Genomic DNA, 14,618 nt, shown 5'->3' with positions numbered 1-14,618 from the left:
ACACAAAAGGATTTTGAAAAATATTTAGCTGGCAAGGAAGGAATATGGGGACCGAGAGTTACGTCTGCGTCTGGCCGAATAGGTTATTATTTAATATTTTCTATTTATCAATACAATGATTCGATTATTGAAGGGAGCACAAGTTATAGGGGTAACCATAAATATATTGGGGTATTTAAAAATTTCTACCACTACTATTCAAAATATAAGAAATAACCATATCACTGTCAACCGCCTTTTGTCAGCCCTCTTATCTTCCCTTAACTTCCATCATTTTTTCCCATTAAATATTTACTCCATTGTCAATCACATAAGTAGTACGTATTGTTGAGGACCTTGAAAGTATGAAATTACTTCACCTCTATTCCCGGTGCAAATCCCATAAACTCTACTGCGTGTCTTTCCATATATGATTTGACAAGTGCAATGTGATTCTGCGTTGTAAAAATGCAATCGTGCAATGTAAGCATCGGAACCTCCGGATGATCCTCTTCTATCGCTTTGCAAACGGTATCAAGTAAAAAGCGTGCTTCTAACTGCTGGGTAACATGAGCTAAGGTGCAGACCTGATCACCTGGTTTCCAATTAATCTTTTTTTCTCCTTTTCCTATACCCTGCTTGGTCTTGGTGTAACCTGTATTTATAAGATCAATAGCTTGCATAACACTTGGAAAACGTTTTACCAGGGATGCCCTCCTTCGGGACTCCCAATGACTCGGAGCGTTTAGTATTGCCAAGAACTTCTTTTTTGCTTCTGTTCTGTCAGGGATGTTAAACAATTCCATAAGTAATTCATAGAGTTCTCCACTCTTAACCAACTCCACAAATTCCTTGAGATCTGGAATTTCATCTAGCCTATTTTGAAAATCAACTAAGATAACCAGGGGGCGTCGGGATGTCCCCTGGTTCTTTTCCCACTTTGCTTTACTATTTAAACTTTCATTATTAGCTAAAATCAACTTTTCAACACCTTGTTCTTCATACACTGCTTTGATGAAAAATGCCATACTGAAGAATGGTATAGAGTTCTTGATATCCAACCCCACCAACGGCTCACTATTATACCGCAATGTCTTACGTAGTTCTTCATGAATATTGCTTAACGGAGTGTATAGACGTCCTGTCCCTCCGATCTTAAACGTCCAATATTTTTGATCTTTTAGTCTCCTTAAGCTATTCCGTTGCAACTCTTTTCTGAATTCGTCTTTTCCATAGAGTTCATCAAGGAACTTTTCAGCTTCTATCCAATCCACACTTAAATGGCCTATTTGGTCATGTAGGTGTAGATATTTTTTAACGGCTTCCGGATCTATTTTCGCCGACCATATCCTTTTCACCAAAGCCTTTTCGTAGATATAATGAAATTGTAGCTTCTTGGAGGTTCGGTATAACTTCGTGAACCGATAAGAGGTACATTTCTTGCCAACGAAATAGTTGTCGCCTTTCTCAATGATTCCGACTTCAATCGCAAAAGCTATATATCCTTTGTAATCCCTTACAAGATCCTGTAGGATGGTAGAGCAAAGATTGGCGTAACAATCTTTATCTTCTCCGTGTCCCCATTTGATGTTTAATGAACCCATGAGCATATCCAAAACCAATGCAAGTCGATCTTTGATGGCAATTGGATTATCCTTATGTAAACGTGGGTTAAAAGGATGCTTATGAAGGATCTTATCAAGATCAATATTTTTGGGTAGTCTACAATCATAGTGCATTGCAAAAGCTCGTCCTGGGGTCATCTTATCGGAATTAAAGATGAATCAATGTCAGACCGCTTGTAGTACTTGCGACTGCCTAGAGCATGGGCTTTAAGTATCCCGTTTTTCGTCCATGCAATACGCGTTGTAGGTGAGATATCCAATAGTTCTTCTACCTGTCGACAGGAAAGAACCTCTTCTGATTTTGGTTGCAGAAGTTTTTTATCCACTTCGGCAACTACTCTCTCTACGATGCCAGAAATGAATTCCTCAAAATCCCCTTGTATTATATTAATACTACCCATACTATTAACCTTTTGAGAGGCTCAATGCAACCATTATCCGTGTGTCCAAGAACTAATTGCTCAACCTTATTGTAAGACTGAACATCTCTGGTTGAGAAAAAGATTTTCGTATATGAAAGGCTTATATTAAAGAAGTGTATATGTATTATCAGGCTTCACATGACTTGATAAAGTACATTCATTGGTAAATCAATAGATAGTGCTATAATGCAAAACTTAAAAAATAGATTATCAATGGATTATAGACAAATTTTACCTCTGAATGGACGTGGGTTTGAAAATACTTGCAAGGAGTTTACACTCTTTTCATATCTGAAAATTTGAAATATTCATGACTAGCCAACTTCCTAGCGGACTCTTCCCGGCTTATCCGAATATACTTAAGCAGGTCCTTTTCCGATGCATGATTGGTGATCTTCATGATTAAAAGCGTATCAATCCCTCTTAGGCACATATTAGTCACTCCTGATCTCCTGGCGGTATGGGTCATGATCAGCTGGTACTTAGGCACTACTTTTTTAAGTTTCAAACCTCCGCGTTTTTCAATGATCTCAACTTGATTATCAATACCAGCCATCTTGCCAACTTCTTTGATGTATTTGTTGACTTTCTGCTCGTATGTCTTGGGGATCTCATTCTCGTACTTGGCAAGAATGTGCAGGGCTTCAGGTTTAAGAGGGACAATGGTAGGTTTCTCTGTCTTCTGGTTGTAAATATTTAGATAGCATTTACTGCCTTCCTCGATCACATGATGGGGTTTGATCCTGGACACATCCGAATAGCGCAGCGTGGTATAGCATCCCAATAAAAATACGTCACGAGCCAGGTCAAGATGAGGGGAATCTGATAGGTCTAGATCAAATATAGATTGGACCTCGGTTTCGGACAGATAGATACTATCAATCTTTGCGGTGAGCACTTGAAACTTCCTATGTCGATAAATTTTATTTTGATGCAATCCATCTTCTTTTCCAGCTCCCATGATAACCTTCAGTGCCTTGACATGGCGACCGATGGTATTAATTGAATAGTTCTTCCTGGTAAAGAATTGGATGTACCGATTGTAGAGATCCAGGGTGATGTCATCGAAGTCCAAGGTCTTCCTGATCTCCTTCTGGAACAATAACCACTGGGTCCTGAAGCCATAATAGTTCTTGATGGTGCCTTCGGAATAACGTGTTTTATTCGGTGTCAGTCGAGCACCAGATTCAATATCACGGATGAAGTGATCGATGTAGTCACTCAGCTTGGTTCCCTTCGTATCTTTCTCTTTACCCAAAAGCTCATCCAAATGGTCTCTCAATTGATCTGAGGTCACCACGTTACCCGTAGACTCCTGGAGGTTTACAAAGGCCACAATGGCATTTCTAACCTTATCTATTTGCGTCTGGATGTTTTGCATGATCACCCGGATTTGGGGCTGGACTTTGGCAAAGGCTTTCACCATGTCCGAGTCTGAAGTAGGTTTCCCTTGATTGGCATCCCAGAGTGCAGGAATGATGCTATCGCCGATGTAATACTTGAAAGGCTTCTTGTTCAATTGCAGCTTGGCATAGATGGCGGTGGGCTGATCACCATTCGTTCGCTTGAGGTAGAATTTGATGTTCTTGTAGTTCATCAGAAGGCTCTTTAGCTGCTTCTAAATTACTCCATTTTGGGTTGGGGTACAAGATGGGGTACAAAAATGCTTAAACTCATTTAAACGGATTTAAACACCCGATCTCGTAATATGCTGATTTTCAGCCAATAAAAAATCCCTCTATTCAAATCGAATAAAGGGACTTTAAGATTTTGAGGTCGGTAGCGGATTCGAACCGCTGTACGAGGTTTTGCAGACCTCTGCCTAGCCACTCGGCCAACCGACCATTTCTAGTATTTCAGTATTCAGTATTGAGTATTCAGACTCAATGGTTGTGATTCTTTCAATCATTCTATCCCACCCACTTTAGGATGAGAACCGCTGTACAAGGTTTTTGGAGGCCTCTGCCTAGCACACTCGCCTGCCCAACGGAGCTTTAGCGAAGGCGGGGCCAACCGACCATAAACTAGATGTGCGATTTGAGACACCAGATATGAGACTTGTGCAATAAGTTCTATCGTCAAGTGTTCTAACTGTCTTTAACCTTTCAGCTTTAATCCTTCACCCCATATTCTCAAATACCTTACCACTTTTTCAATCAGCATTGCAGCTTATGAGCCCAGGTCATACACACCATCGATGTCAAAATCACAACTGATTACTTCAGCCAGAGTTGGATACCCGCATCCGTGGTCCGGCTAAAGAGCGTCAAATATACCAACTTTTTGGATTTACCACCCAACCTTTTCATCGCACGGTAACGTTAATGTAAGAAACGACACTAAAATGAAATATCCTTTAATCTTTAGCCTGACCCTGCTCTTACTGGGCAGTATGGCATGCACGAAAAAAAACCTTGACCTGTATCAGGACAGTGCCTTCAAAATCGGAGAGACAAAACATCTGGGTGACCAGAATGCGGACCTGACTCTCTTCAAGATCGATGACAGCCGGTGTCCGACCCAGGTTGATTGCTTCTGGGCCGGAGTAGCTACCGCCTACTTCCTCTTTGAGAAGAATGGACAGGATACAATCCAACTGTCTACCACCGATTATGAAACAACACAAACGAAAACACAGGTCGAACACAACGGATATCTGTATCGGATGATCGAAGTGACACCCTATCCGGATACCCCGGAATCGATTAAACCGGAGGACTATAGAGTACGGATTGAGATAACAAAACTGTGATTTGAGGATTTAGATTTAACCACAGAGTTACTCCGAGTACGGCACAGAGTGGCACGGAGCACTGACGCTCCTGGGCAGTCGTTCAGGCTTCGACTTCGCTCAGCCTGACATTCGACAAACAGATGTCAGCAGTACCCTTCGGGCTGTTTCGCCATGACATATTTGTCAACGGAATGAATATTTGCAAGTCATAACCGGTGGGCAAAGATGTAAGCCGCAACTGTTTGAACAATTGATACACCCTACTTTGATTGCCGTCGAAAGACGGTGGTTGGCGGGAAGGACATTAAAGGAGGGATGAGTAAAGAACGGAAGAAACTGAACCTTTAAAATTGAACTTAAACTTAAGTGAGTTTTGCGGGTTACGAGGTTTTTCTCCCTTTTTGCCGATTCAAAAAGGGAACAAAAATTAAAGCAAAGAACTGAACGAAAAACTTCCAAGCTCTAAACCTAAAACATCATAAAGATTTCTCCATTTCGGCTCCGCCTTCAGGACGATGCTTATATCACGATAGTGATCGTCAGTACGAAATGATAAAAAGTAGAAAGATGGCAGCAGCAACCTTCGGGTTGCTAAGCCATGACAATTGCGAGAATTCGTGAAATAAAGCTTATTCAGCCGAAAGGCACAACCATGAACACTTCTGAGAACACCTTTCACATGACCCCTGTTACAAGAGGACCGGCTTGCCGGTCTTGACGGACTTGATGGCGGCAAGCGCAATCTCGGTCGCTTGCCCCGTCTCGTACGCCCCCACCGGCACCAGGATCCTATGCACCGCGACATCCCCCCTAATCACCCTTCAGCTTCAGCTTTTACACCAGGCATAACGCAAGGGAGACTCCCTTAACTTTAGTTTCGCTGTACGCGCCTACTGCTCATGAATCTTTTTGTGTGGATGTAGTTACTTGACGTTTAGGGTCAAAGGAATGAAGGTGATTCAAAGCAAAATGATCCGGGCTTTGGGGTAAGCCGCAATTGTTTGAACAATTGATACACCCTACTTTGATTGCCGTCGAAAGACGGTGGTTGGCGGGAAGGACATCAAAGGAGGGATGAGTAAAGAACGGAAGAAACTGAACCTTTAAAATTGAACTTAAACTTAAGTGAGTTTTGCGGGTTACGAGGTTTTTCTCCCTTTTTGCCGATTCAAAAAGGGAACAAAAATTAAAGCAAAGAACTGAACGAAAAACTTCCAAGCTCTAAACCTAAAACATCATAAAGATTTCTCCATTTCGGCTCCGTCTTCAGGACAATGCTGACATCACGACGGTAATCGTCAGTACACATTGATAAATGTGACAACAACGAAATAAAGCTTATTCTGCCGAAAGGCACAACCATGAACACTTCTGAGAACACCTTTCACATGACCCCTGTTACAAGAGGACCGGCTTGCCGGTCTTGACGGACTTGATGGCGGCAAGCGCAATCTCGGTCGCTTGCCCCGTCTCGTACGCCCCCACCGGCACCAGGATCCTATGCACCGCGACATCCCCCCTAATCACCCTTCAGCTTTAACACCAGGCATAACGCAAGGGAGACTCCCTTAACTTCAGTTTCGCTGTACTCGCCTACTGCTCATGAATCTTTTTGTGTGGATGTAGTTACTTGACGTTTAGGGTCAAAGGAATGAAGGTGATTCAAAGCAAAATGATCCGGGCTTTGGGGTAAGCCGCAACTGTTTGAACAATTGATACACCCTACTTTGATTGCCGTCGAAAGACGGTGGTTGGCGGGAAGGACATCAAAGGAGGGATGGTTGAAGATCAAATGCAATGGCACGCCAAATGAAACGACAGAGCACCAAGGTGAGTTTTGCGGGTTACGAGTTTTTTGTTGCTTTTTTGCGGAAAAAAAGCAAGAAAGCTCTGAAAGCCCGTTTAACTGTAAGCACGGAATGAGATTATCAGAACATTCCAATATTAAACTTGGAAAACAGAATATAAACAAAAATGAAACCCGACTCTGTTTAAAGCAAGCTCTATTATTTGCAAGCCGAACCCAAACTTTTGAACACTTCTGAGATCACCTTGAAGAACTCCCCTGTTACAAGAGGACCGGCTTGCCGGTCTTGACGGACTTGATGGCGGCAAGCGCAATCTCGGTCGCTTGCCCCGTCTCGTACGCACCAACTGGCACCGGCATCTTACCCTCCAATACCTGAATAAAAGCCTCCATCTGCCGGAAATACGACTGCTGATATCGCTCCATGAAGAAATACAGCGGCTTGTCACGGTGCTGGCCCTGCTCATCGTAATGCAATACCGTGTCCCCGTATTGGTTGTGGCCCTGCAGCATACCCTCGGATCCAAAGACCTCCATGCGCTGATCATAGCCATACTTGGCTTCACGGCAATTGTCAATGACCGCCATCGACCCATCTTCCAGCGTCAACACCACCACCGCCGTATCGACATCACCTATTTTCGCCAGCTCCGGAACCACCTTGACTGCCCCCTTGGCATACACCTCCTTTACCTCCTGACCGGTCACAAAGCGAACCATGTCAAAATCATGGATCATCATATCCATAAACAACCCTCCGGAAGCTTTGGCAAACTTCATATTGGGAGGTATTGGATCCCGGCTGGTGATCTGCATCAGACGCAGTGAACCGATCTTTCCTTCCGCAACTTCTTCCTGGATCCGCGACCATGTGGGATCAAAACGCTGATTGAAGCCAACCATCAGATGGACCTTGCGGCTTTTGGCCAGCTCGTCCAGCCGGTGGATGGTAGCGAGGTCCATCGCCAGTGGCTTTTCTACAAATACGTGTTTGCCCGCCTTGATGGCTTTCTCCACCTGGGTGACATGCAGGTCCGACAGACAACAAATGATCACCGCTGTGACTTCCGGATGCGCCAATGCCTCATCCAGGTCCGTATAACAATGTTCTACGCCAAATTTGCGGGCGAAATCATGCCCCTCCTTCCGGGCGCTCACCACATGCAGGTGCAGCTCCGGAAAATTTAACGCCAGGGACTTGAGATGAGTCTGACCCATCCGTCCCATACCGGCTATCGCAATATGCATCGGATTAAATTTGCTATGCCCCAAGTTACGAAAACCCGCAGGGCCTTGCCAGGCTAAAATCTTTCACCATGGCCTGATATAATTCTGTCATTAACAGACTACCAAAAATATATTATGACATTTCAAATGAAATAACGATATTAACAATGTAAATCTGGCTGAAATGACGAATTAAAAATCAATTCATCATTATGCCAGTCCGTAAAATTATTATCAGCGGGGTGATCGCAGGTATTGCCGCCAGTGTATTGGGTTGTACACTATATTGTCTGTTGCTTACCGGTATGCTTACGCAACCACTGGCTCCGCTCGAACACGGAATCCAGACCTCAAGCAATGTACCGGGCATGACAACCCTGTTTTTGTATCTGAAAGCCGGTATTTCAGCTTATTCGACTTCCCCAATGGCTCTTACCGGTGATTTGAAACACTTCGGTTCGCTGGCTGTAATCTGCGCAGCCATCAGCGGCGTAGCCAGTTTCTGGAAAGACACCAACTGAGCTACTTCCTCTCCAGCCGTCTTCAATCAATTTCATTACAACATAAAACCAACAATTAATGGGAGCTAACAAAATTCTTATCAGCGGACTGATATCAGGCATCGCGGTATTCCTTATGGGATATCTACTCTACGGAGTGATCTTCATGAGTACGATGGAAACGATGACAGGCTCAGCCCCCGGAGTCATGAAAGAAATGGATGCTATGGTCTGGTGGGCTTTGATTATTGGTAACCTACTCTGGGGGTTCCTGCTGGCTTACATCTTCGGTACATGGGCGAACATATCCACCTTCATGGGCGGCCTCAAAGGTGGAGCCATCATTGGCTTGCTGGCCGCAGCCGCCTTTGACCTGACCATGTTTGCCACTGCAAACATTATGTCTTTAAGCGGGACCATCCTGGACATCGTCATCTTCACGGTGATCATGGCTGTCGGCGGTGGTGTTGCCGGATGGATGCTGGGAAGAGGGAAGTAGGCTTCGACTCCGTTCAGCCTGACACTTCGAATTTGCACTCAGATTGCCTGGTGGCAAATCTGCTTAAACTATCGACATTGTTTAATGCGGATTCAAATTACTGAGATCTCTCCACTCCCTGCGGTCGGTCGAGATGACAATAAGTGGGGAGTGGGTCTGTCGGGATGAAAAGTACGCAAGAGAAGATTGGTCGGGATGAAAATGAGGCAGGATAGGTAAAATGATTGTTTTCATCTTGAATGAGCAAATGGAAATATTAAGGAAGAACACCTTAATAAACCTTTTGTCATTTCGAGCGCAGTCTGAGGAACAAACACAAGTCGAGAAATCTCACCAATTCTGCTGACCAATGTGTCAGTGGCTGGCTTTCAATCGTCTTGGGATAATAATCCATTGTTGCACCTTTGTAACGATAGTCCATCTCAAATGTTCAACCAATACGTCAGCTTGGCGACAACCGCACGGTTCTTGGCAGCGAAGTCGGTGTAATAATTATCGGTATACACCAGGTAGAAATCGGAGACCGGCTTAAACCGCCATTGCAACCGCGTATTGATGTTGATGTTCTCCGCCTGATCGTTGTACTGGAAGAAAGCGGTCAGGAATAACTTTTTGTTGAAGGTGAGGTCCAGCCGCGGACCGAAGAGGATTACATTGCGCGTGGCATAGGGCTCCGGAAACCGCAACCGGTTGAAGCTCCCGTTGACAGCCAGGGTGGCATAGGGCTGAAAGCGGAATGAGGTCTGCATGTCCAGGGACAGCAATTTGCCATTGTAAAATGGGCCGAATAGCGGAGTCAGCTGAAAATAGGCTGCCTTGCGCTGATCGGATTTAAAGACTGCACCAAAATAGGTGAACCGGTAATCCCGGTCGCCGGGTAAGGGCGTAGCATTGGTCCGGCTGGGGTCAAAGGCTTCAAACAAATGGATAAAGGACTGGATAGCGCCGACACGTAAGGTCTGGGTACCCCGGAAATCTATTTCCCAATAATACATGATCTCCTGGTCAGAGCGACCAAAACCGGGTTTCCAGAATGTGGACCACTCGATGCCGGGTCCATGGTTGTTGATGATACCATGCTCCGGGTAGAAGAAGGTCTGGAACTTGGGACTCACCTTCCAGTAATCATGGCGTGGAACAAAACCTACGCGGGCGTTATAATCCGTCCCTACCCACTCGTGTTCCCAGGTAGCATTCAGATGCCGGCCGATGTAGTTCAGGCGGGTACCGTGCGCATAGGGTTGCAGTTGGGTGCCCGGCACAAAGGACCGCTGCAGGAACACCTTGCCATTCCACTCGTTATTGGCGCTGGCCAGATTGTATTCTGCGCCCACCACCCGGTTGTAGTCGTCTTCGCTATCCCGGTCCTTGCCAAAATCCTGTTTGTTGACAAAGATGAGTCCTACATTGGAGCGGGAAAAGACCTTATGCTGGACCACCGCAGTGGTGTAATTGGAGCTGGGGATTCCGCTGGCTCCGACAGCCGCCGTCTGCAGGTTGAGCAATCCGACCCGTAAAGGGTTGCTGATCTTTCCACTCAGACGGGCGCCATACCAGATCGGATTTTGCACTGGAAACCCTGTCGACGTGTCGATGGCAACGCCTATCCTCCGTGAGAAAAACGGATTGATACTGGCATTTCCAAAAGAACCAAAGAGGTCCGAATTTTCCGTAAAGAATTGCCGCTGTTCCGGGAGTGATAATTCAAAACGCGTCAAATTGGTCAATTGCTGGTCAACTTCCACCTGGGAAAAATCCGGGTTGACCGTGAGGTCGAGATTCAGCCCGGGTGTTACGGCAACCTTCGCGTCGATACCCAGGTTACCCTCCGGGTCCAGGCCTTCATGCGTCTGATCCTGACTGATGCCTCCGCGGAGATAGGGAATCAGAGAGAGGTTAGCCCCGGCTTTCGGCAGTGGATCCTCCCAGATGATCTTACCCATATGTCCCAGGCTAAATATCCACTGATTGCGGGGAATACGGTTCCAGGTAGATTGCTCGTTGGATTGCGAATCGAAGCGGTAGCTGTTGAAATTCCATTCGTTGACGCCTTCATTATACCGCAAGGTCTGGAAAGGTATGGCAAACTCGCAGACATAATACCCATCGTAGATCTGGGCTTCGCCTTCCCAGACATTATCCCAAGCGGTGGCGAAATTTTCCAGTTCCTGTCCTCCGGCTGAGATGAGCGCTTCGCGCTGTACGCCCAGGGGATTCAATCCGAACAAAAATGCATTGGTTCCGTCATTGAACGTATCAAATATCAGGCTGATGTTGTCATTGCCCCCTGCCCTGAAGTCCCTGCGCAAACCCGGGATGATGTAATGATCGCCGGATGCAAAGCACCTGGCTGCGATGTACAGTTTTTTTGCATCACGGATCATATAGATCTCGGTCTGGTAGTGCGCACGTGAAGTATCATCGGGAAACCAAAGCCAAAAATTAGTGAGCTTGTCGGCTTTTTGCCAGGCTGATTCATTCATCCGTCCGTCGATGGTTATCGGGTCTTTCGTGGTACGGACCAGGATGGAATTGGTCTCCTGACCACTCAAAAACATGGGAACAACCAAATACATCATCAGGCCGAACAGCCTGCCCAAGTGCGTCTTCATATCTTTCAACCTTTCCGGTTGCAAACTTAATGATTCGTGAAGGATGATCGAGAGGAATTGTGATGGGAATCCAATATGCACGTGGGTTTAACCACAGAGTTACCCTGAGTTATGCACAGAGTTTAAGGAGTTTTTCTTTTGATTTCAATTTCCTGATAACCTGATGCTTTTGTATTATAGAGATCTCTCCACGCTAATACTGACCATGGCGTCAGTACCCTTCGGTCGGTCGAGATGACAATGAGGTAGAAGATGTTTGTAACACCAGTAAACTGTCTTACAATCATAACCAATCCTTATGTCATTTCGAGCGAAGGACGAGGTACGAGGACGAAGCAGAGATCTCTCTGGGGTATTTGCAGGATGACATCGCTCCGTTGGTAGAGATCTCTCCGCTCCCTTTGGTCGGTCGAGATGACAATAAGGTAGAAGATGTTTGTGACACCAATAAACTGTCTTACAATCATAACCAATCCATATGTCATTTCGAGCACAGGACGAGGAACGAGGACGAAGTCGAGACCCCTCGCTTAATCTCGGGGAGACAATTAATTTTTTATCAGGCCAAGCGCAAGCAAAGCCTCTCCACTTTATGCTGACCATGGCGTCAGTACTCTTTCGGTCGGTCGAGATGACAATGAGGTAGTAGAGCATTGTGACATAGTCGAGAAATCGCTGGAATGTCTGAAATTATTCTTAATTGGCGTATTTTTGACGTAGCCCCTTTACAAACTGCAACGCTCAAACGTTAGAAAGAGAGGGATTGACGTCAACGTGTATTTATTAGGATTTGACATAGGAAGCTCAACCGTGAAAGCAGCCCTGGTGGAAACCAGAACCCACCAGGTAGCGGGCATGGTCACTTTCCCCGATCATGAAATGGATATGATCTCCCGGCAACCGGGATGGGCTGAGCAGCAGCCGGCCATCTGGTGGGAGAACATGTGTTTTGCCACCCAGATGCTCCTCAAGCAAACGCAGGTATCACCCAACCAGATCAAAGCCATCGGCCTGGGGTATCAGATGCACGGGCTGGTCCTGGTGGACGAAGAAAAACATGTCTTGCGGCCTTCCATCATCTGGTGTGACAGCCGGGCGGTAGGATTGGGTGATGAGGCATTCCAGGGCATCGGCACCGGCTATTGCCTGGAGCATTACCTGAATTCACCGGGAAATTTTACCGCCTCCAAGTTAAAATGGGTCAAGGACAATGAGCCCGAGATCTACAGCCAGGGCACCCGGTTTATGTTGCCGGGAGACTACATGGTCCTGCGTATGACTGGTGAAACTGCAACGACCATCCCCGGACTCTCAGAAGCCATCCTGTGGGATTTTAAAAATCATACCATCGCCGCGGAGGTGCTGGACTATTACGGCATCGACCGGGACATGATACCTCCCATCACACCCACCTTCGGGGTTCAGGGCAAGCTTACCAGGCAGGCAGCCAATGCGATGGGACTGATACCCGGTATTCCCGTCACCTACCGTTCCGGTGATCAACCGAACAATGCCTTATCGCTGAAAGTGTTGCAGCCGGGCGAGATCGCAGCCACCAGCGGTACCTCGGGTGTCGTCTACGGCGTGGTGGACAAACCGCTTTACGATGAGCGTACCCGCATCAATGCCTTCGCACACGTCAACCATCAAAAAGGAAAAAACCGCATCGGGATCCTCCTCTGTATTAATGGCGCCGGGATCCAGTATGCCTGGATGCGCCATCAGGTAGCCCGGCCCGGTAACAGCTACTGGGATATGGAACGGATGATGTCCAGCGTACCGGTGGGCTCAGACGGACTATGCATCCTGCCCTTCGGCAATGGGGCCGAACGCATGCTGAATAACCGCAACCTGGACAGCCACATCTTTAACATCCAGTTTAACCGGCACACGCGCGCCCATCTGTACCGGGCGGCGGTAGAAGGAGTGGCTTTCTCGTTTGTCTATGGGATGAACATCCTCAAGAAAATGGGGCTGAACATCGATGTCATACGCGTCAGCAACGACAACATGTTTCAGTCGCCGGTCTTCTCCTCCACCATCGCCACCCTGATGAACAGCCAGATCGAAGTATTTGACACCACGGGAGCGGCAGGCGCTGCCCGGGCTGCCGGCGTAGCCATTGGCATTTACCATTCCCTGGAAGAAGCCATGGGGGTACAAAAACTCGATACCGTCTACGAGCCCAGCCAGAATTACGGCCAGACCCATCAGGCTTACACCTACTGGCAGTCTTACCTGGAGCACATGCTGGAAAGAAACATAGCCCGCAGCGAAAGCAACAGCATGCAGCGGCAACAACAATGGCTGGTTTCTCTGCAGCAGAAAGAGGCAGAACTATCCAAAACATCCCTCCAGCTGGAGAACCAGCGTAAAAAATGGGAGAAAACCATCCAAAAACTGAACCGCCTGAGTGAGCAATATCCGGAGATTTCAGGTCTCCGCAAACTTAGCCGCGAACTGGAAGAAGAAGTGATGGACGAGACCAGCTGGGATGAATTCGAATCCCACCTGCATCTGCTGCAGGACCCTTTCATCCAAACGCTGCGCCAGCGATTCCCGGGCCTCACCCAGCAAGACCTGAAACTTTGCGCGCTCCTGCGTCAAAAGTTAGGCACCAAAGACATTGCCCGCATCCTGGCCTTATCGCCCCGCGGAGTGGAGACGAAGCGTTACCGGCTGCGCAGGAAACTGCAGCTCAAGAATAACCGCAGCCTTCAGGAATTTATTGATAAGATTTAGAAAAGGGGGGTGTTTTTGGTGGTATGGTGGTATGGTTTTTTGGTTTTGGGGTGTTTTGTTGTTGGGGCGTTGTATATCTGTATATCTGTATATGTTGCAGGTAGTAGCCGTACTCATTAACCTATCTCCTTATTAACTCATTAACTCAGTGGGGTGGTTTTTTGGTGGTATGGTGGTATGGTTTTTTGGTTTTGGGGTGTTTTGGTGTTGGGGCGTTGTAAATCTGTATATGTTGCAGGTAGTAGCCGTACTCATTAACTTATCTCCTTATTAACTCATTAACTCAGTGGGGTGGTTTTTTGGTGGTATGGATTTCTGGTTTTCTGGTTTTATGGTGTTGTGGTGGTATGGTGTTGTATATTTGTATATGTGTATAGGGGGTACCGGATAAACTGCACACATTAACCTATCTCCTCATCAACATATTAACTCCATATTCGATTAACAACACACATTAACTTATCCCCTCAT

General features: G+C 46.5%; 9 protein-coding genes and 1 tRNA gene. 4 read left to right on the top strand and 6 right to left on the bottom strand.

Annotated elements, in window-relative coordinates:
- Positions 1–350: 350 nt before the first annotated feature.
- From H6570_21805 to H6570_21790, 4 genes are all read right to left on the bottom strand, one after another.
- Complete coding sequence (locus tag H6570_21805) at positions 351–1,742, bottom strand: hypothetical protein (protein MCB9321931.1); 1,392 nt, start codon at positions 1,740–1,742, stop codon at positions 351–353.
- Positions 1,739–2,005 (bottom strand): helix-turn-helix domain-containing protein, encoded by a 267-nt coding sequence (locus H6570_21800; protein MCB9321930.1) that lies wholly within the window; start codon positions 2,003–2,005, stop codon positions 1,739–1,741. Before H6570_21800 ends, H6570_21805 begins: the two co-directional genes overlap by 4 nt.
- Before the next feature lie 295 nt (positions 2,006–2,300).
- Complete coding sequence (locus H6570_21795) at positions 2,301–3,623, bottom strand: phage integrase SAM-like domain-containing protein (GenBank protein ID MCB9321929.1); 1,323 nt, start codon at positions 3,621–3,623, stop codon at positions 2,301–2,303.
- Between the two features lie 176 nt (positions 3,624–3,799).
- Positions 3,800–3,870: transfer RNA gene (locus H6570_21790), tRNA-Cys, on the bottom strand.
- A 500-nt stretch (positions 3,871–4,370) separates the two neighbouring features.
- On the opposite strand from H6570_21790, the gene H6570_21785 reads away from it, so the two are divergent.
- On the top strand, positions 4,371–4,778 hold the full coding sequence (locus H6570_21785) for a hypothetical protein (protein MCB9321928.1): 408 nt from the start codon (positions 4,371–4,373) through the stop codon (positions 4,776–4,778).
- 2,050 nt (positions 4,779–6,828) lie between these two features.
- Here H6570_21785 and iolG read toward each other — a convergent pair.
- A complete protein-coding gene (gene iolG / locus H6570_21780; GenBank protein MCB9321927.1) occupies positions 6,829–7,815 on the bottom strand; it encodes an inositol 2-dehydrogenase in 987 nt (328 codons plus the stop codon).
- Between the two features lie 191 nt (positions 7,816–8,006).
- Between iolG and H6570_21775 the strand changes: the two genes are divergently transcribed.
- A complete protein-coding gene (locus H6570_21775; GenBank protein MCB9321926.1) occupies positions 8,007–8,315 on the top strand; it encodes a hypothetical protein in 309 nt (102 codons plus the stop codon).
- Positions 8,316–8,373: 58 nt separating this feature from the next.
- On the top strand, positions 8,374–8,793 hold the full coding sequence (locus H6570_21770) for a hypothetical protein (protein ID MCB9321925.1): 420 nt from the start codon (positions 8,374–8,376) through the stop codon (positions 8,791–8,793).
- A 422-nt stretch (positions 8,794–9,215) separates the two neighbouring features.
- On the opposite strand, the gene H6570_21765 is transcribed toward H6570_21770, so the two are convergent.
- On the bottom strand, positions 9,216–11,405 hold the full coding sequence (locus tag H6570_21765; protein MCB9321924.1) for a carbohydrate binding family 9 domain-containing protein: 2,190 nt from the start codon (positions 11,403–11,405) through the stop codon (positions 9,216–9,218).
- Between the two features lie 774 nt (positions 11,406–12,179).
- On the opposite strand from H6570_21765, the gene H6570_21760 reads away from it, so the two are divergent.
- Positions 12,180–14,147 (top strand): carbohydrate kinase, encoded by a 1,968-nt coding sequence (locus H6570_21760; protein MCB9321923.1) that lies wholly within the window; start codon positions 12,180–12,182, stop codon positions 14,145–14,147.
- The last annotated feature ends 471 nt before the right edge of the window (positions 14,148–14,618 follow it).

This window comes from Lewinellaceae bacterium (assembly GCA_020636135.1).
Taxonomy (GTDB): domain Bacteria; phylum Bacteroidota; class Bacteroidia; order Chitinophagales; family Saprospiraceae; genus JAGQXC01.
This window is presented reverse-complemented; position numbering and strand designations above follow the sequence as displayed.